The organism is Propionispora hippei DSM 15287 (genome assembly GCF_900141835.1).
GTDB classification, from domain to species: domain Bacteria; phylum Bacillota; class Negativicutes; order Propionisporales; family Propionisporaceae; genus Propionispora; species Propionispora hippei.
In genome coordinates, this window is record NZ_FQZD01000023.1 from 1 (window position 1) to 18,344 (window position 18,344).

Annotated in this window: 17 protein-coding genes and 1 rRNA gene; 2 read left to right on the plus strand and 16 right to left on the minus strand. The window is 46.3% G+C overall.

Features of this window, described 5'->3' with window-relative positions:
• The 16 genes from F3H20_RS12815 to F3H20_RS12890 form a co-directional block, all read right to left on the minus strand.
• Positions 1-310, minus strand: a 16S ribosomal RNA gene (locus F3H20_RS12815); the annotation flags it as partial.
• Between the two features lie 395 nt (positions 311-705).
• A complete protein-coding gene (gene lysS / locus F3H20_RS12820) occupies positions 706-2,202 on the minus strand; it encodes a lysine--tRNA ligase (RefSeq protein WP_149735317.1) in 1,497 nt (498 codons plus the stop codon).
• 57 nt (positions 2,203-2,259) lie between these two features.
• Positions 2,260-2,736, minus strand: coding sequence for a transcription elongation factor GreA (greA, locus tag F3H20_RS12825; protein WP_149735318.1), 477 nt, complete (start codon positions 2,734-2,736; stop codon positions 2,260-2,262).
• Positions 2,737-2,953: 217 nt separating this feature from the next.
• Positions 2,954-4,048, minus strand: coding sequence for a shikimate dehydrogenase (locus F3H20_RS12830; protein ID WP_149735319.1), 1,095 nt, complete (start codon positions 4,046-4,048; stop codon positions 2,954-2,956).
• A gap of 42 nt (positions 4,049-4,090) precedes the next feature.
• Entirely contained in the window at positions 4,091-4,993 is a 903-nt protein-coding gene (locus F3H20_RS12835) for a quinate 5-dehydrogenase (RefSeq protein WP_149735320.1), read from the minus strand.
• 17 nt (positions 4,994-5,010) lie between these two features.
• Positions 5,011-5,529, minus strand: a complete 519-nt coding sequence (locus F3H20_RS12840; protein WP_149735321.1) for a transcriptional regulator — start codon at positions 5,527-5,529, stop codon at positions 5,011-5,013.
• 174 nt (positions 5,530-5,703) lie between these two features.
• Entirely contained in the window at positions 5,704-6,660 is a 957-nt protein-coding gene (gene dusB / locus F3H20_RS12845; RefSeq protein ID WP_149735322.1) for a tRNA dihydrouridine synthase DusB, read from the minus strand.
• A gap of 243 nt (positions 6,661-6,903) precedes the next feature.
• Positions 6,904-7,260: a PTS glucitol/sorbitol transporter subunit IIA gene (locus tag F3H20_RS12850; protein WP_149735323.1), complete on the minus strand. Its 357-nt coding sequence runs from the start codon at positions 7,258-7,260 to the stop codon at positions 6,904-6,906.
• Positions 7,261-7,384: 124 nt separating this feature from the next.
• Entirely contained in the window at positions 7,385-8,359 is a 975-nt protein-coding gene (gene srlE, locus F3H20_RS12855; RefSeq protein WP_149735324.1) for a PTS glucitol/sorbitol transporter subunit IIB, read from the minus strand.
• A gap of 70 nt (positions 8,360-8,429) precedes the next feature.
• Entirely contained in the window at positions 8,430-8,960 is a 531-nt protein-coding gene (gene srlA, locus F3H20_RS12860) for a PTS glucitol/sorbitol transporter subunit IIC (RefSeq protein WP_149735325.1), read from the minus strand.
• Between the two features lie 176 nt (positions 8,961-9,136).
• Complete coding sequence (locus F3H20_RS12865; protein WP_149735326.1) at positions 9,137-9,541, minus strand: transcriptional regulator GutM; 405 nt, start codon at positions 9,539-9,541, stop codon at positions 9,137-9,139.
• 28 nt (positions 9,542-9,569) lie between these two features.
• A complete protein-coding gene (locus F3H20_RS12870; protein WP_149735327.1) occupies positions 9,570-10,532 on the minus strand; it encodes a sugar-binding transcriptional regulator in 963 nt (320 codons plus the stop codon).
• Positions 10,533-11,025: 493 nt separating this feature from the next.
• On the minus strand, positions 11,026-11,988 hold the full coding sequence (locus F3H20_RS12875; RefSeq protein ID WP_149735328.1) for a sugar-binding transcriptional regulator: 963 nt from the start codon (positions 11,986-11,988) through the stop codon (positions 11,026-11,028).
• 287 nt (positions 11,989-12,275) lie between these two features.
• On the minus strand, positions 12,276-13,571 hold the full coding sequence (locus F3H20_RS12880; protein WP_149735329.1) for an NAD(P)H-dependent oxidoreductase: 1,296 nt from the start codon (positions 13,569-13,571) through the stop codon (positions 12,276-12,278).
• Between the two features lie 569 nt (positions 13,572-14,140).
• Complete coding sequence (locus tag F3H20_RS12885; protein ID WP_149735330.1) at positions 14,141-14,905, minus strand: type III pantothenate kinase; 765 nt, start codon at positions 14,903-14,905, stop codon at positions 14,141-14,143.
• Between the two features lie 21 nt (positions 14,906-14,926).
• On the minus strand, positions 14,927-15,916 hold the full coding sequence (locus F3H20_RS12890) for a biotin--[acetyl-CoA-carboxylase] ligase (protein WP_149735331.1): 990 nt from the start codon (positions 15,914-15,916) through the stop codon (positions 14,927-14,929).
• 252 nt (positions 15,917-16,168) lie between these two features.
• Here F3H20_RS12890 and F3H20_RS12895 point away from each other — a divergent pair, with 252 nt between their 5' ends.
• On the plus strand, positions 16,169-16,846 hold the full coding sequence (locus F3H20_RS12895; protein WP_149735332.1) for a response regulator transcription factor: 678 nt from the start codon (positions 16,169-16,171) through the stop codon (positions 16,844-16,846).
• Positions 16,843-18,249 carry a sensor histidine kinase gene (locus tag F3H20_RS12900; protein WP_149735333.1) on the plus strand — a complete coding sequence of 469 codons (1,407 nt, stop codon included), beginning with the start codon at positions 16,843-16,845 and terminating at the stop codon, positions 18,247-18,249. The genes F3H20_RS12895 and F3H20_RS12900 overlap by 4 nt, the downstream gene beginning before the upstream one ends.
• Positions 18,250-18,344: the final 95 nt, after the last annotated feature.

Below are 18,344 nucleotides of genomic sequence, written 5' to 3' on the forward strand. Positions count from 1 at the left end.
TGCAGCAAAGTTAAAACATTCGGTATTAGCACCACTTTCGCGGTGTTGTCCCCATCTATGAGGCAGGTTGTTTACGCGTTACTCACCCGTTCGCCACTACCTGGCGTTCAACACCAATCGCTCTTACTTTTCCGGTTAGTCACTTTTGAAGATGCGTGATGAACTCGCTTCGCTCGTTCATAAGACGCGGCTTGTTTGTGATTCCCCGGTTAGCATGTAGCGTTTGGTGTTAAACACCAGACCGTTCGACTTGCATGTGTTAGGCACGCCGCCAGCGTTCGTCCTGAGCCAGGATCAAACTCTCCATAAAAGTTTTATTTATGGAGCCTTTTGATGGCTCTATAATTGTTTAAAGAATTATTTGTTGTGACTGTATCACTTACGTGATACGAGTCCGCATATCTGGCATATTGTTATACCTTACATTGTTCAGTTTTCAGAGAACACCGGACTGCGTTACCGCAGTTCCTGTTGACCGCCGCTTTGCGACAGCTTTTATATACTATCACATCGGCTTTTGCTTGTCAACTTGTTTTTTATTTAACTTAGCATCGCTCGTTCCAGCGACTTTTTATATGATAGCATATTACAAATTGTTTGTCCATATATTTTCTCGGATTTTGTCGCTAATTCATACTGAATAGTTTTCAGTACGCTCTTAAGTTATACGCATAAAAAAAGTGAGCCTCAAGGCTCACTTTTCATTTATTCCTTATGTCTCATATGCGGGAATAACAGCACATCCCGTATAGAGTAACTGTCGGTCAGGAACATCACCAGCCGGTCAATGCCAATCCCCAACCCGCCTGTCGGCGGCAAGCCGAATTCCAAAGCGGTCACATAATCTTCATCCATCATATGCGCTTCATCATCACCGGACTCTCTTTGGGCCACCTGTTCCAGGAAACGGCCCTTCTGGTCGATAGGATCATTTAACTCCGAGAATCCGTTAGCAATTTCACGGGCAAAGATGAAGGCCTCGAAACGATCGGTTATATCGGGGTTGTCCTTATTCCGTTTAGCCAGCGGCGAAATTTCAGTCGGATGTCCGGTAATAAAGGTAGGCTGAATCAGATGTTCTTCGGCAACTTCCTCAAACACATGATTTAAGATTCCACCAACACCGTCTTTTGCTTCATATTTCACACCTAATTGATCAGCCAACGCCCTCGCTTCTTCGATTGTTTTGACCGAATCAAAATCAACACCGGCAAATTTCTTAATAGCTTCCGGCATGGTCATCCGGTTCCAAGGCGGCGTCAAATCAATTTCCTGCCCTTGATAAGTAATCTTCGTCGTGCCAAGCACTTCTTTCGCCACGGAAGCAATCAATTCCTCGGTAAGCTTCATAACATCTTCATGGTCAGCATAGGCCTGATAGAGTTCCACCATAGTAAACTCAGGATTATGTTTAATGGAAATGCCTTCGTTCCGGAACATACGGCCGAGTTCATAGACTTTTTCAAAGCCGCCGACAATCAGACGTTTTAAATAAAGCTCCGGCGCAATCCGCATATACAGCTTCATATCCAAAGCATTATGGTGAGTAATGAACGGGCGGGCTGCCGCACCGCCGGCAATGGGATGCATCATCGGGGTTTCCACTTCCAGGAAATCTCTTGCATCCAGGAAACACCGTAAAGCCCGGATAATTTTGCTGCGAGTCACAAAAGTCTGGCGTACTTCGGGGTTTACAATCAAATCCAAATATCTCTGCCGGTAACGCATTTCCACATCTTTGAGTCCATGCCATTTTTCCGGCAGGGGCCGCAGCGATTTCGACAGAATTTCAAAGCTGCTGATTTTAAGACTGATTTCACCGCGCTGTGTTCTGAATACCGTTCCTTCCACCCCTAAAATATCACCAATATCCAGCAGATGGATTTTCCGGTATTCCTCTTCACCTATCGCATCCTGGCGAAAATACAATTGTATCTTGCCACTCATGTCCATGAGATGGGCAAAACAGGTTTTTCCGTGTCCGCGAATAGACATAATACGTCCGGCGAGTTTAGCCGTTTGACCTTCCAGCGTTTCAAAGCTTTCTAAGACATCGGCCGCATGATGCGTAAAATTGTACTTACGGCCAAAAGGTTCAATATCCAGTGCCTCGATAGCCGTCAGCTTTTCACGGCGGGCCCGCATTAATTCATTTAAGCCGGTTGTTTCTTCCTGTGGCGTTACTTGTTCATTGTCTGACATTTGCACTTTCTCCCCCAACGATACTGCTTGTTACGTTTATAGGTATCTTAATTATTATTAACGTTTGATATCCAGAATTTCATATTTTAATATTCCTGCCGGGACATTTACTTCCACGATGCTGCCTACCTTTTGCCCCAGAATGGCCGCTCCGACAGGCGATTCGTTAGAGATCTTACACTCAGTCGGATCAGCCTCAGCCGAACCAACAATGGTATATTCCAATTCATCGGAAAACTCCAAATCCTTTAAGCGAACGGTCGCACCAACTGCAACAATATCAGTACTGATTTCTCCTTCATCAATAACCTGAGCATTGCGCAAGGTTTTTTCCAGGGTAAGGATTTCACCTTCAATAAAGGCCTGTTCATTTTTCGCATCTTCATATTCCGAGTTTTCGCTGATATCGCCAAATTCTATGGCTTGCTTAATGCGCTCGGCTACCTCACGCCGTCTTACTGATTTTAAGTAGTCCAGCTTTTGTTCGGTCTTCTTTAATCCCTCTAACGTAAGGATAATCTGTTTTTCTGCCATAAGATGAGCTCTCCTTTATCCCTCTAAATTATACCTTATTAGAATTATGATAGAATCCGATTACTACATCATATTCTTATTTTTAATAAAATTGCCACGCGAAGCAAACAGACAATATAAATAGTGCCAAGTTACACTTGACACTTGCAACAGGCTGATGAATACCCCGCTATCATGCATTCATTATAGGCATTAAAGCTTATCTTGTCAATATTTTCTAAACGATTTCCCTCCTCAAAGCAGTACTTTTCCTTGCGGCATTTGTTTTTATGGCAGCTACCTCTTCCGGCAGCAAAGCGCGCTCAAAACTACGGAGTCCGGACAATTTGAACCCATGTTTTTTACCCAGTTGCTCTATTGTTTCCACCTGCCTGACGGTTAATTCACGTCCCAATGTAAAATTTTCGTATCTTTTTTCCAGGGCCAGGATCATAGTTTCCGCCATGCAGGCATAGGCCGTGCCAGCCGGAAAGCCAAAATGCATACCGAAATCGACCTGTCCCGGTACTTCAACAATACCGCCTTCAATGACTAAAATATCGTCTCTCAGTTCTGCTACCCTTCTGGACACATTGCGCGGTCTTGCCACATCGCATACGATGGCCCCCGGTTTCAGGTCTTCCGCCTCAATGATGCTATCTACCGCGCTGGTTACGGCAATAATGATATCCGCCGTTTTTAAGGCAGCTTTTGTATTGGATGTTACCCGCACAGCCAGGCCCGTATGGCGCATAATTTGCCCGGCCAGCCGTTCCAGCTTCGTTCCGTTGCGAGCGGCCAGAGTCAAGAAACGGATCTCTTTGGCCAGAATTTGCGCACAGGCCGCACCAATCGAACCGGTTGCCCCCAGTATTAAAACATTAGCCTCCTCCAGCTTTATGTCCATGACAGCGGCAGCTTGCCGGATTCCCTCAATAGCCGTGGCTACCGTATAGCTATTACCTGTGGTAACGGCAATGTTCAGATGATCGGCAACAGTGATTCCCGCATCGCCGACAATCGAAGTAAACGCTCCCAGTCCAACCACGTTTGCCCCCAATTTTTCCGCGATCTTGCCGGCTTTGATGATCTTGTTCAGCACGTACTTCTCCGGCAGCTCCAGCATTTGCCGTGATGTCAGCGGACAGCCGATAAACCAGCCTTCCGCTTCATTGCAGGGTGATTGTATCCCGGTTATAGTGGAAACCTTAAAGGGAGGAATATATTTGATTAAGGTCTCTACGAACGGATCGGGCAAATCTTTAACCACAGGAAACTTTCGGCTTACATCTTTCGCCGTAAGAGGATGAAGGATAAATGCAAACTTTTCCATACCGATTCCACTCCTTTCTATTAGACCTCTCCTATAATAGGTCTATCCCCAGCACTCGATCCGGGGCCTTATATCCAGCTCGGTTAACCACCGTTCATAATCCTGTCCAGTAAGTTCTTCCGGCCGTTTGCCCGCTAAGGCAACAAGCACTCCCTCCAGCACATTCGTGCCGCAAGACCGTCCGCTCATCCATGGTGTAGTCGTTATCAGCGTCTTCACACCGCGTTCTTTGAGCAGCGCCATATCCTGGGCGGTAACGGTATTGGTGATAATGCTCTTGCCTGCCAAGCTATCCGGCATATACCGCCTGATATAATGAAAATCACCGGCAATAACCGCCGCTTCACGAAAGTAACTGCCAAACCGGGGGGTTGCCTCTCGTTGACTTAATCCGGTGGGATAGAAAAACCGGACGGGGAGCCGGGTAATCACAGGAGCCAGGCAACGCGCCAGCCTTGCCAGGCCGGTCAAAGTATGTAGTGGCAACGGCAAACCCACACCGAACAGTAAATCGCCAAAGACCAGCTTACTGCCCCGTTCCGCCAAGGCCTCGGCCATGCCAAAACGATCTACCGCACAGACCAGCAATACTGGGGTGTTCTGAAATTGTACAATGCGCTGATCATCCAAAAATTGAATGACCCGCCGTTCCAAAGTGTTTTTAAGGCCACTGCCATCAACGACCGGCGTTTTCCTGGCCACCCCTGCCAGCCGGGCACTTTCACGAAAGGTGTATTGCTTTCCACCGGCATAAATATAAAGATCAGTCCCGCCCAGACCAAAGGCATCTACCTGCCCATCCATCTGGCGAATCAGCTCCATGGCCTTCTTTATACTTCCATCTGTGCCTATACGGGAAATAGCAACCGGTTGACCACCGATTGTTTCAACGGAATGGTGATCGCGTTCTGATGATCCCAGGCTAATACTGACAATGCGTTTCACCCCAGAAAATCCTCCTGCTATAAAAGCTGTTCCATAATAGTACGTACCTTTGCCGGGTCTACATATTCGTCAGCCACCAACGGCGATTCGCCAATCTTAATAGCCACAATCTCCTTGTCAAGCAAGGCGCCAAATAGGGCGACTCTCTTATCGGAGCCAATGACAATCACCGTTTCATAGGTCCGCAATTGAGAAAGAATGCGGACAAAATCATTGAACAATTCCAGCCCTGACCTTTGCTTGATAAAGTCCTGCCGGCCCTGCTCCGATAGTACCAGACAGTAGTCAATGCCGGTCTGTCTGGCAACAGCATCAATTTCCTCGCAGTTTTTTATTGGAAACCCGATAATGGCCACTTTACCGCCTCTCCGGATTTCTCCCAGCGTTTCCAGTTTAGAGATGACCGTACGGTCCAGTCCGAAAGATTCAGACGTTTCCAATTGGGAGTAGCCTCGGGAACGCATGAGCATAATATTGTCCAGTATTTGGTGGATTTTATACAAGTTGATGACTTTAGCTCCGATGCGCAACAACATACGCTCGTCCTTTCCCAGCTAAGTGCCAAATATGATCAGGAAACTACCTATAGTATATGTACACAATACGGTGCACATACGCCTGAAAACCAACTATTTGCAAACAAAAAAGGGTATAAAAAAACAGAGCCGCAGCTCTGTTAAACATAAAATAGTACGTATGACACTGACTCTTTAAGGAAAGTAATGCTTTACTGTATCAATAAAATCCTGCCTGGATTCGGCCTGATTGAATTTCAGCCTCATTTCATTGGAGTGAGGCAAGCCTTTTGTATACCAGGCGGCATGACGGCGCATTTCACGAATGCCGACATATTCGCCCTTATAATAAAGCAGCATATCCAGATGGCGAAACAAAACATCCATACGTTCGTCCATGCCAGGTAACGGCACCAGCTCTCCTGTCGCCAGATAGTGCGTAATTTGCCGGAAAATCCAGGGATTTCCTTGGGCGGCCCGGCCTACCATAACCGCGTCGCAGGCGGTTTCTTCCATCATCCTTACCGCATCCTGCGGCGTCCTGACATCGCCATTGCCAATAACCGGAATGGTCACGCTTTCTTTCACTTTTTTTATAATACTCCAGTCAGCCTGGCCGGCGTAAAACTGTTCCCGGGTACGTCCATGCACCGCAATTGCGCTAATACCGGCCTTTTCAGCCAACAGAGCCATTTCCACAGCGTTTACCGAGTCATCATCCCAGCCTTTGCGGATTTTCACGGTTACCGGTTTGTAAACTGCTTCCGTTACACAGACCATAATGCGGTACGCTAATTCCGGCTGCTTCATCAGTGCCGAGCCTTCACCGTTTTTAACAATCTTCGGCGTGGGACACCCCATGTTAATATCAATAATATCAGCCCCGGCTTGTTCTACAATTTTAGCAGCCTCAGCCATCCCGTCCGGATCGGAGCCAAACAACTGAACGGCTACCGGCCGCTCCCGTTCCTCGCTTTGCATAATGCTTTTCGTATTGGTATTTTTGTATAGTAAGCCCTTGTTGCTGACCATTTCGGAGTATACCAGGCCACAGCCCATCTCCTTGGCCAGCAGCCGAAAGGGTAAGTCGGTCACACCGGCCATCGGCGCCAAAATAACCGGGTTTTTCAGTATTACGTTTCCAATCTGCATATCCTTATTGCTCCCTACTTAATCAGATGAACTTATTATATAGTGTCCCTTAATTTAGCGCAAATCAGACCGGCAAGAAACGATCTGTGCGCTAGGGAGTCACTGATTTATTCACACAACGCAGCCTGGTGGATCTTTTTCCGGCTGGCTCATTAGATCAGCGGTTCCCTAAAAACAAAAAAGTTTCATTATATATACAATGCTGTATATATAATGAAACTTTTATACTGCTATATGACCTGATTATTCGATGGTAATTTTATCGCCAACCGTAATTTCAGGTTTATTTTCGCCTTTTAATTCAATTTGACCCGGTAGTTCAACTTCGGAATGTCCGGTAAACTTGAATGTGCAATGACCCAACTCACTTAATGTTTTCGGTGCTTCGTCACCAATAGCAGTAATGATATACTCATGTTTTCCCATAGTTACTTTGTCGCCCACGGCAAGGGGACTCTTAATTTCGCCCGGTGTATGCATAAGCGATATTTCTTCCAGTTCAGTTAAAGGACATTTATCAAAAATAATCAAACAGCCGGTATCCTTCAATAATTCGAAAGCAGCATCTCCAACACTGGTAACAGTAACTTCGTATTTCATTTTTACTTTTCCTCTCATTTCTTAGCACAAAGAATGTAAAGTTAATGAGTGGCAAGCAACAGAAGCGCGCCAGCCCTCATTAACCTTACAAATCTTATATACTATATTGTTTTTATGATATGACTTAGAACAACCCGATTCCCATGAAGTATGCAATTACTACAGATGCCGGGCCAGTGATAAGCCGTGTCATCAGAATAACCGGTACACCGATTTCAATGGTTTGCGGTTCAGCTTCAGCCAAGCTCAAACCAACCGGATGGAAGTCGCAACCAACCTGCGGGTTGATAGCAAACAGGGCAGGCAGTGCAAAGGAAGGAGGAATATGGCCAGCGCCAATTTCCACACCAAGCAACACGCCAACTACCTGAGCGATAACGGCGCCTGGTCCAAGCATCGGTGACAGCACCGGCAGGGAGCACACAACAGATATGGCCAGCAAACCGGGGATACTGCCGGCATAGGGCGATACGAAATTAGCAATGATATTACCAATCCCGGATTGTAAGATAATACCGATAATCATACTTACAAATGCCATGAAAGGCAGAATGCTCTTAACACAAATATCAATGGTATTACGGCCGGCCTGGAAGAATATACCCACTACCTTACCGGCTGCTTTACCGAATCTGGCAAGGAAGTTGCTCTTTTCTTCCGGTTGAGGTTGTGCCGGTCTTGCAGCGGCTGCCGGTTTTGCGGCTGGAGCTGCACTCGGTACCGGAGCGGAACCATCAAACATCGTAATGTTCTCTTCTTTAACATCCGATACATAGATATCTTCGGTAATGAATTGAGCCAGAGGACCGGTTTTACCTACAGGCAAAACATTAACGGTAGGAACGCGTTTTTTCGGATATACACCGCAGCGAGCCGTACCGCCGCAGTCAACAACAACAACTGCGATTTGATCATCAGGAACACCGGTTTTAAAACCGTCTACCAGTTCGCAGCCAGTCATTTCAGCCAGTCGCAGAGCAATCGGATGAAACCCGCCGCCGGTAACGCAGACAACTTTGTTCTTTTGTTCGGTCGGTTGTATCACTAACGGTCCGCCAAAACCGGCAGGGCCTCTTTCAATTTTTACTTTATTAAACATCGCTTCATGCCTCCTAAAGATTTTAGATATTTATCAGGCTAACCCAAAAAATTCTTATTAAAACTTGTGATTAGTCTACGCTGATTCCATTTTTACGGAACATGTAAAGGGTTGCTTTTTCGGTAATAATGCCGCGCATTAAGATAACGATAACGCCTGTGATAAAGTATCTAACTGCCAGTTCACCAAGAGGAAGGCCGAGCTGAGTAATACCTTGCGAGATGCCCATCCAAACGAACAATTCAGCCGAGTTTGCATGCGGGAAAAGTCCAGTGATCGGATGAACGAAGGAGATCGATGCATCCTGGAAAGCCGGTTTATATTTTTCCGGCAGGAAACGACCAAAACTATAGCAAATCGGATTAGTTAGGAAAAATACCGCAATAACAGGGAATATGGTGTAACGCAGGATAATGTTGCCGGTACACAGCTTAGCTATATTGTTTACCTTTTCTTCACCCACTAAGCCAATCAGTGAGTTTACCGCCGTAATAAGAACAACAAGAGTGGGGATAATGCCTGTAACTAAGCCTGCAAAAACTGTACCGCCTTTTTGGAACAATGCGATAAAACCTGTCGCTAAATGTGCTAATAGATCCATGAACTTATACCTCCTTATAATTTGCACTGCCAGACTAATTCCACCGTAACCGTTCAGTCCCCCCGGACGCTTGCCGCTCCCCTCCTTTCGTGGGATTTGTAAACTGCTATATAAAATATAAACCTATATTCTATATCCTTTGTTAATGAAACCACCAGTTAGCTCTGCTCCTGTTCTTACGCCAGGCACTCGGCCGCCGCTTCGGTTTCCTCAGCTTTATTGAGCTGCCTTTCGATTTGTTCGATAGCTTCCAGCATAGCAACATCCCGCTTTTTATCCGGCTCAGCCAGTACTCTTTCTTTTAGCCGCGCAACGTTACAGCCTTTTACACCGGGTAATTCCTTGAAGCGAGCCAGCACACTGAATCCCTTCATCATGCGGCCTTCCACAACATCGCCGGCTTCGTCGGTAACCAATACCACAATATTACCTGCCGTCAGTTTCCGTTTTTTACTGCCCATACCGACAAGCCCTTTCTGTCTGGACTCGGCCAGTGTCTTTCTTAGGTTTTTTATTTGGAAGTAAGTTAATAGCATTTGCAGAGAATACATGACGAAAAGAAATAACATGAACCTTTCCATTGCTGTCCCCTTCCTCGTATCTTAATATTTACCGTTGCTCGGCATAATTGCTGATGGCTGTCGCATTGCTATAATTTGTTACCAGCACATTAATTAATTTACTATGCAGTGCGCCAATGATCGCCATGACTTTTTTCTCACCACAGGCCACGCCAATCATTGTTTCAATCCGTTTTAACGCTTCCATTTCGATGCCGACTACCCGTTTATTGAATTCAAACCGGTCGGTATTGCCTTCAATATCATAAAACCGCAGGCAGATATCGCCAATCGCGCCGGCCTTATCCAAATTGCTGGTGTCATAGAGATTAAAGTAACCGCTGCTCATCATCGACGAGGCCGGGTCGGTAGGTGAACCGACGCCGACTAATCCTATATTGCATAATTTCGCATAATCCAATACTTCTTTGATGCTGGTTTCTTTTAAAATTTCTTTTCTAATATTCTCGTTGCTGACTACGGCAGGAGCGTGCAGTAATTTGAAGCTTCCGCCAAAAGCCCGGGCCAGATCAGTAATGATTTCATTGGGATGAATCTCCCGCTGTGACTGACCGACACCGCCAATAAACGGAACAAAGGTCAGATTTAATTTTCCCGGATTAGCAATATAATTTGCAATGCATTTCACCGTATTACCCATCGACACGCCAACGGTGTTTCCCGGTTTTACAATCCGCATCAAATACTCGGCAGCCGCTTTGGCAACCTGTATCGTCTGCAGCCGGTCATCCGCTTCATCCTCGACGATAATAACTTCTTTCATACCGAATAACTTTTCAATCTTTCTTTCCAGCGATTCAAAGTTATTGCGTAATGGATTGATAATTTCGATTCTGACAATTCCGGTTTCTTTTCCCTCTTTCAACAGTCGAGACACTGTAGGCCGGGAAACTCCTAAAATGCTAGCAATTTCATTTTGGGTATAGTTTTCTTCATAATACAATTTACAGCATTTTACTATCAGCCGGCTATCATCCACAATTTTTTGCATGTTCTACAGTTCTCCTCTTTATTGATTGAAACCGAACATTTTTACATTTGTTCTTTACTTATTCTTTTGTTTGAACTTATTATAATTTAAGTTTTTAAAATAGTCAATTAATTTTTTGATAATTTTCTGCTATTTTTCAAATGACAAATTAAATTTTCAATAAATTCAGTATATATCAGCACTTGTTCGTACATTAATAATACCTTTACTACTTATAATTCGCTAATATTCGTCTATTTTTTATAATTTAATCGGTAGTTTTTTGTCAAAAAATCTCTTTTTCACTATTTAACTGAATTTTCTTAATTATATTTTCTATTTAACAAAAATCTTTCCAGTTTTCTTCTTAAATGGTTACTTTTTTTACATTTTTTCTTTTTTTTTATAATTGATAACTTTTGTTCAGTTTTATCTTGTTCTAGCACCATGGTTGAAACAAAAAAAAGTACCGGAACGAAGTTTTCACTCCACCGGTACTCACCAATTCTTTAGTTCAGTTTTCTTCTTTAAACGCTGCAATCTTCAAGGCATTGCTATAGTTTGTCACCAATACATTGATCAGCTTGCTGTTTAAGGCCCCGATAATCGCCATGACCTTATTTTCGCCACAGGCCACACCAATCATAATGTCAATTTTCTTCAAATCCTCAAGTTCAATACCGACGACCCGTTTATTAAAGTCAAACTGTTCGGTATGACCGTGAATATCATAAAAGCGCAGACAAACATCGCCAATTGCACCGGCCTTCTGCAGATTACTCGTATCGTTCAAATTAAAGTAGCCGCTGCCCATAATAGTTGACGCCGGATCGGTAGGTGATCCGATACCCACCAGACCGACATTACACAATTTAGTGTGGTCCAGCACTTCCTTTATACTCTGTTCTTTGAGAATTTCTTTCTTGATGTTTTCATTGCTGACAACCGCCGGGGCATGGAGCAGTTTAAAATTACCGCCGAACGATTTAGCCAGTTCGGTAATAATTTCATTAGGATGAATTTCCCGCTGCGATTGTCCGACACCGCCAACCAGCGGCACAAAGGTCAAGTTCAGGTTCCCCTGAATATCAATGTATTTTGCGACAGCTTTAACCATCGTTCCCATGGAAACACCGATTGTATTTCCCGGTTTCACAATGCGCATCAGATAGCTGGCTGCCGCCTTGGCTGCGTTCTTAGTCTGGAGACTAACATCTGCTTCATCTTCAACAATAATAACTTCTTTAAGACCGTATAATTGCTCCACACGCCGTTCCAGCGATTCAAAATTGTCCTGCAGAGGATTGACAATCTCGATGCGGACAACGCCCGATTCTTTACCCTCTTTTAACAACCGCGACACCGTAGGGCGTGAAATTTCCAACAGCTTAGCGATTTCATTTTGCGTATAGTTTTCTTCATAGTACAGTTTGCAGCACTTCACAACCAACCGGCTACCATCAATAATCTTGGGCATCCTGTTACCCCCCTACAACCTTGCCACTCGCACAGGTCTATTGGCCGGCGCATCTGACTCCACCGGCAGTCTGTCCTGATTCTTTTAATCAGAATTTATTTTCATAGTTACGCTTATTATAGTGTAGTCCTGCCAAATAGTCAACGTTTCGCCTGTTCTCTTAACTTAGCCCGCTTTTTTAAGACTTTCCTCTGTTCTTTCGTACATTTACCAAAAAGGCTGTGAATAACTTATAAAGTAAGTTACCACAGCCTTTTCCAGTAAAAAAACCTTTGCTTAAGCAGCAATTATTTGTTATACATGGCGTCCTGTTCTTTACGGAGTTTGTAAATCAAGGTAGACTGATCCAATTCGAGCATATCCAAAGTCAATAACTGGCCTTTCTTGGCGTCTTTCAGCATGCGAGCCTTTTTCGTAACCAAGCCGTAAGGCACATAGCCTTTAGCATCAGATTCCTGAGCCGTGGCAATAGAGCCATAGGTGGTATAGCCGCCGATTCCGTCGATATATTGACCGGCTTTCAAATCGGTTTTAGCCACAGTAATACACTCACTAACCAGACCGTCAATCGGCACAATAGTAGATTCGCCGTCAATAACCGCTTTGGCCACTGTCAGCGGCGTTTCCAGATTGCACAAGTGATACGGGCGATATAAAATCCACAGCGGACCGTTACCCATGCTATGATAACGCATCTGATAAGCAATTTCTTCATTTTCTGTAGATACGGCGACAAATACGCCCGGCGCAATGCCGTTTACATATTCAACAACACCGTGTTTATTCAAAATACCGCCGTCTTCTTTCAATCTGAATAGGTCAGGCAGTTCTTTAAGTCCGGCAGCAATTCCATGTCCACCAATTACATCAGGAATCAGTCCGGTAGCATTAGACATAGCTGTCATTTCTACCATGGTTTTAGTGCCGTCTTTGAAGGAGCAAAGCATTTTAGGACTCATTTTGCGGCGGGTTGCTTCTTCCAGAACGGTATCCGGGTTGCAGTCATAGTCCAGCTTATTGTTTTTGCCTTTCCCCATGACTTTGACATCCATACCCATGGCCTTAGCAAAACAGTATAGTTCCATAACGGCACCCGGTTCGTCACCGGCCGAGCCGGTATAAATAACGCCATGCTCAGCTGCAAATTTTTTGAGGTAAGGTCCGATAACAACGTCGGTCTCTACATTGAGCATAACCACATGCTTACCATTTCTCATGGCGTCTGTTGCCACCTTGGCACCTACGTCAGGAACTCCGGTAGCGTCAATGGCGCACTCAACCATATTAGCCTGAGAAACCAGATCGGCATTGGCTGTCGCCACATATTTTCCTGCTTCAATCCATTTATTGGCATCAGACAGCGTATCAACAATAGCGATTTGATCATCCTTAACACCGGCATAATGGAAAGCATGCACGGCATTTTCCACATTAATATCGGACACAATGGCAGGCGTAATCCCCTGCATGAGCACCATCTGCGTCACCATACCCCGGCCCATCTGCCCCGCGCCAACGATCCCGGTGCGAATCAGTTTGCCTTCTTGCTGACGTTTTATTAACTTTTTATCCATGTTTAGCATAAGACAATCCCCTTTAATCTTTTTATTTAAACTTACCGGCAAGTCCATTAGCGGACTGTCTACTCTGAAATCATAATGATTCACGGTTCTTCTCCCGCATAGGTTGGTTGTCGTCAGCTTACATATGTCTGATATGCGCGCCTCTTTCGCCTCGCCTTGCGAAAAAATTCCCGGCAATTCTTTTACGCTTTCAAAGTACACAGTCCACTAGGATTTGCCGAAAGTTCAACGACTTTTTATTTTACATTTGTTCTTTAATCAAAATTATGTCCACCTTTATTATAGTGTAAGATTTTTAAATAGTCAATAAAATTAAAACTAACTTTCGTTTAAATTTTAGATTTATCACTAATTCATTCTAAATAAATCCGTTCTTTAGTTTACTATTTATTTTTTACAAATGTTTTTAATAAAATCATTTATAAAAAACCCACCTTTTTCTTTGTTACTCTATGATGTCCAAAAAGGCAGGAAGAAATTTAACCTGCATAAAAAAACAGAAGCCGGCAAAGTAGTCTCCTACCCTGCCGGCTTGCACAACGTTTTACACCGTTCGCTGTCGGTTTATATTAAGAATTTCGTTCGTAAAGAATACGCAGGCCCTCCAGCGTCAGAAAATGCTCAACTACCTGAATACTGGTCGACTCCTGGGCGATCAGGTTAGCCAAGCCGCCGGTGGCGACGACATAGGCGTCCTGTCCCATTTCAACCTTCATTCGGCGGACAATCTCATCCACCTGTCCGGCAAAGCCGAAGATAATGCCTGACTGCATACTGGCCACCGTGTTGCGGCAAATAACGCTTTTCGGTTTAACCAGTTCAATGCGCGGCAACTTAGCCGCCCGCTGAAAAAGCGCCTCAGTGGAAATTCCGATGCCCGGCGCAATGGCGCCACCGAGATAATCGCCATTTTCCGCAATAGCGCAGAATGTCGTGGCCGTACCAAAATCGACGATAATCAGCGGTCCGCCAAACTTGGCGTGGGCCGCTACGGCATTGACAATCCGGTCGGCTCCCACTTCCCGCGGATTTTCATAGCGAATGCAGATGCCTGTTTTAATCCCCGGTCCAACCACCAGCGGTTCCACTTTGAAGTAACGCTGGCACATTTTGATGATTGGCACGACCAACGGCGGCACAACCGAAGAAATCATGATGGCATGGACCTCGCTGATACTGCGTCCGGCGAAACTAAACAGATTATGAATCAGCATGCCGTATTCATCGCCGGTTTTCTGGCGGTCGGTCGAAATACGCCAGTGATGAAGCAATTCCTTACCATCATAGAGACCTAACACAATATTGCTGTTTCCGATATCAAATACCAAAAGCATATATATCCTCCAACATTCTCTTTATTTACTCTTTTCCGACATTGCCGGCCGGATGGATACGTCGCCGGCAATAACCGTCTCCAGCGAACCGTCCGTCTGCACCAGCAAAGCTCCTGACGCATCAATATCCACCGCCAGTCCGCTAAACTGCTTGTCCGGTCCGACGACCTGCACGGTTTGCCCCAGCGTAACCGACAGCCGGCGCCACTCTTTTAAGATACTGTCAAAGCCGCTCCTGCTTACCTCCAGATAGACCGTTTCCAGTTCGGCCAGTATTTCCTTCAATAGTGTTTTACGGCAAAAAGGCCGGCCGGCAGCCTCTGCCAACGAAGTGGCAATACCGGCCAGTTCGTCCGGAAATTCGTCGGCCGCGATATTCACGTTAGTGCCCATGCCAAGTACAACATAGTTAATCGCATCCATTTCCGCACTCATTTCGGTCAAAATACCCACTACTTTTTTCCCGTTATATAAAATATCGTTAGGCCACTTAATACCACAGGGAACGCCGGTCGCCCGCCGAATAGCCCTGGTGAGCGCCACGGCGGTCATCAACGTACATTTGGGAGCATCATAAGGCTGAAACGGCGGCCGCAAAACAACCGACAACCAGATACCCTTGCCCCTGGGGGAAAACCAACCCCGCGCCAGCCGGCCCCTTCCGGTGCACTGGGCTTCCGCCAGCACCAGAGTACCCTCCGGACAGCCTGCTGCCGCCAGCTTTTTCGCCTCATTGCTGGTGGAGTCAATACTGTCAAACCAGTAGATCTCTTTGCCCAGTACCTGCGTAGATAAGTCATTTTTTATCTCATCAGGCAGCAGCAAATCCGGTAATTCACTCAGGCAGTAACCCCGCCGGGGATGTGCCTCAATTAAGTAACCGTCCTGCTTTAGCGCCCGGATATGTTTCCAGATCGCTGTACGGGACACCATGAGCTGCCGTGAAATTTCCTCACCTGAGATATACTCTCCCTGATTTTTTCTTAATACATTAAGAATACTGGAACGCATAATCACCCCTCCTTACCCACCGCCTGCCCGATTACTCACGGGCCGGCTAACGCCACAGCCGTTCAGGTAGCCTTCTTTCCATTATTTTCAAGAAGGTGTGGTAAAACCCGAGCGCGAAGAATAGTATTATTAATTCCCTTCTATAGAAAGAGAATCGCTGATTTAGTGCTTCCCAAAAACAGTTTACTTTAAAAACGCATACAAAGTTATGATAGCATGTTTATCGATACTGAACAATACGGAGGATCCACAATGTCTTTAAAAATTTTGATTGCCGACGACGAAATAAATATTTGCGAAGTAGTGCAGTTATATTTGGAAAAGGAAGGCTTTACCGTGTATACGGCTACCAATGGCGAACAGGCCATGGCGATTGAAACAACCGAAAAACCTGATTTGTTGCTGCTGGACATTATGCTGCCCAAATTATCCGGCTGGGATATCTGCCGCAGCATCGAACGTACGGTACCTGTCATCTTCCTGACGGCGCTAAGCGCCGAAAGCGACAAAATCACCGGCTTCTCGCTGGGGGCTGACGATTATATCACCAAGCCCTTTAGTCCCAGAGAGCTGGTAGCGCGGGTTAAAGCGGTCCTGCGGCGAAGCGGCCTTTTGCAAACCGGCGGCAGCGCCCTTGAGTTTCCCGGTCTTTTAGTCAACGCCACTACACAAACCGTCGAAGTGGACGGTCAGTCGGTCACATTGACACCAAAAGAATTCGAACTGCTCTCGTTTATCACCCGCCATCCCAAAATTGTTTTTTCCCGCGAACAGCTATTGACCAATGTCTGGGGCTATGATTTTCAGGGCGATGATCGCACGGTGGATGCCACCATTAAACGGTTGCGGCAAAAAATCAATCATTCCCACTATGCTTACGTGCATACCGTCTGGGGGACAGGCTACAAGTTCGAGGTGACTGCCAAATGATGCGCTCCATTTTCGGCAAGCTGCTGATCTCCCATATAGTAGTCATCATGATCAGTTCACTGGCTCTCAGTCTGTTGATGTCCTACCTGGTCCGCGGGCACTTTATCGACAATAAGCGCCGTGAATTACTGCAAAAAGGTGAAGCTACCGTGATTCTGCTCTCCCCTTCCTTATATAACGGCCGCCTGCCCAGCGATATTACCATGAATGTTATGAGCAACCTGGCCGGTGCGACCATCTGGCTGATGGACGAGCAGGGTTCGATTATCGCCGGCGCACCGCCAGAGCATTGGGACCGCGGCGGCTTCTTCGAGACCGATCTCGAAATGATGGAGCTATTTAACGGGACTCCCCAATCCTGGGTAAGCGAAACAAGAAAGAATCGGGATCCGGCCATCGTCGTAGCTGTTCCTATTCCTGACACCATTGTCCCCACCGCCCTCTTCTTATATGCACCTATCCTCGGAGTAAACCGAAGTGCGGAGGGTTTGGTACGCCTCATGTTCTACTCACTCTTAGTCGGCGCTTTCATTTCCGTAGGCTTAGGCTACATCACCTCCCGTAATCTGACCCGACCGATTGCTGACATCAGCCGGGCAGCCCGCAATTTTGCCAAAGGGGATTTTAACAGCCGTACCACCGCTACAGGCAATGACGAAATCGGCGGCCTGGGGAGGACCTTTAACAGCATGGCCGCTTCCCTGGCCCGGGCTGAGCAAAACAGACGGGATTTTCTCGCCAATGTGTCCCATGAATTGAAAACTCCGGTGGCCTCAATTCAAGCCCTGGCTGAAACCATCCTGGATGGTCTGGCGGCCAAACCGGCTCAGCAGGAACGGTACCTGCAAACTATCGTCGGCGAATCTAACCGCATCAATCGCCTGATCCGGGAGCTTTTGGATATGGCACAACTGGAGGCCGGCGAGCTGTCGATTGTCCGACAGAAACTCGATATAAGGGAGTTTTGGGAGCAGGAACAGGATAAATACGTTTCGCTGTTAGCCGCTAAGGCGCTATCGTTGGAAGTGGATATCCCGGCAGACCTTTCCCCAGTCTGGGCCGATCCAGACCGTCTTTCTCAGGTTTTGTCCAACCTGCTCTCCAATGCCATCCGTTATGCGCCGAAACAGTCGACTTTGACACTGACCGCCCGCTCTGTCCCTCAATTTCTTTCCATTGCGCTCACTGACCGGGGACCGGGTATTGCTCCTGCCGATCTGCCACATATTTGGGAACGTTTCTATCGGGTCGATTCGGCCCGGGCCCGCGATTCCGGCGGCACCGGACTGGGCCTTTCAATAACCAAGAAACTGGTCGAAGCCATGGGCGGCAGCATTGCCGTCCACAGTGTGGTAAACGAAGGAAGCACGTTCTCCTTTACGCTTCCCGTAGCCAGCGAATAGTACGGCCCCCAGAAACCACTTCCAGCAAAAGCTTGATGTGGTTTCTGGCTTTTTCTGCCATCGCGGTGTTGCCTACCTGACGGACATCAGCCAGT

Bases quoted from the DNA above. Each gene is read 5' to 3' on its own strand.
- lysS (WP_149735317.1), bottom strand. From the start codon at position 2,202: ATGTCAGACAATGAACAAGTAACGCCACAGGAAGAAACAACCGGCTTA.
- greA (WP_149735318.1), bottom strand. From the start codon at position 2,736: ATGGCAGAAAAACAGATTATCCTTACGTTAGAGGGATTAAAGAAGACC.
- F3H20_RS12830 (WP_149735319.1), bottom strand. From the start codon at position 4,048: ATGGAAAAGTTTGCATTTATCCTTCATCCTCTTACGGCGAAAGATGTA.
- F3H20_RS12840 (WP_149735321.1), bottom strand. From the start codon at position 5,529: ATGTTGTTGCGCATCGGAGCTAAAGTCATCAACTTGTATAAAATCCAC.
- dusB (WP_149735322.1), bottom strand. From the start codon at position 6,660: ATGCAGATTGGAAACGTAATACTGAAAAACCCGGTTATTTTGGCGCCG.
- F3H20_RS12850 (WP_149735323.1), bottom strand. From the start codon at position 7,260: ATGAAATACGAAGTTACTGTTACCAGTGTTGGAGATGCTGCTTTCGAA.
- srlE (WP_149735324.1), bottom strand. From the start codon at position 8,359: ATGTTTAATAAAGTAAAAATTGAAAGAGGCCCTGCCGGTTTTGGCGGA.
- srlA (WP_149735325.1), bottom strand. From the start codon at position 8,960: ATGGATCTATTAGCACATTTAGCGACAGGTTTTATCGCATTGTTCCAA.
- F3H20_RS12865 (WP_149735326.1), bottom strand. From the start codon at position 9,541: ATGGAAAGGTTCATGTTATTTCTTTTCGTCATGTATTCTCTGCAAATG.
- F3H20_RS12870 (WP_149735327.1), bottom strand. From the start codon at position 10,532: ATGCAAAAAATTGTGGATGATAGCCGGCTGATAGTAAAATGCTGTAAA.
- F3H20_RS12875 (WP_149735328.1), bottom strand. From the start codon at position 11,988: ATGCCCAAGATTATTGATGGTAGCCGGTTGGTTGTGAAGTGCTGCAAA.
- F3H20_RS12880 (WP_149735329.1), bottom strand. From the start codon at position 13,571: ATGCTAAACATGGATAAAAAGTTAATAAAACGTCAGCAAGAAGGCAAA.
- F3H20_RS12885 (WP_149735330.1), bottom strand. From the start codon at position 14,905: ATGCTTTTGGTATTTGATATCGGAAACAGCAATATTGTGTTAGGTCTC.
- F3H20_RS12890 (WP_149735331.1), bottom strand. From the start codon at position 15,916: ATGCGTTCCAGTATTCTTAATGTATTAAGAAAAAATCAGGGAGAGTAT.
- F3H20_RS12895 (WP_149735332.1), top strand. From the start codon at position 16,169: ATGTCTTTAAAAATTTTGATTGCCGACGACGAAATAAATATTTGCGAA.
- F3H20_RS12900 (WP_149735333.1), top strand. From the start codon at position 16,843: ATGATGCGCTCCATTTTCGGCAAGCTGCTGATCTCCCATATAGTAGTC.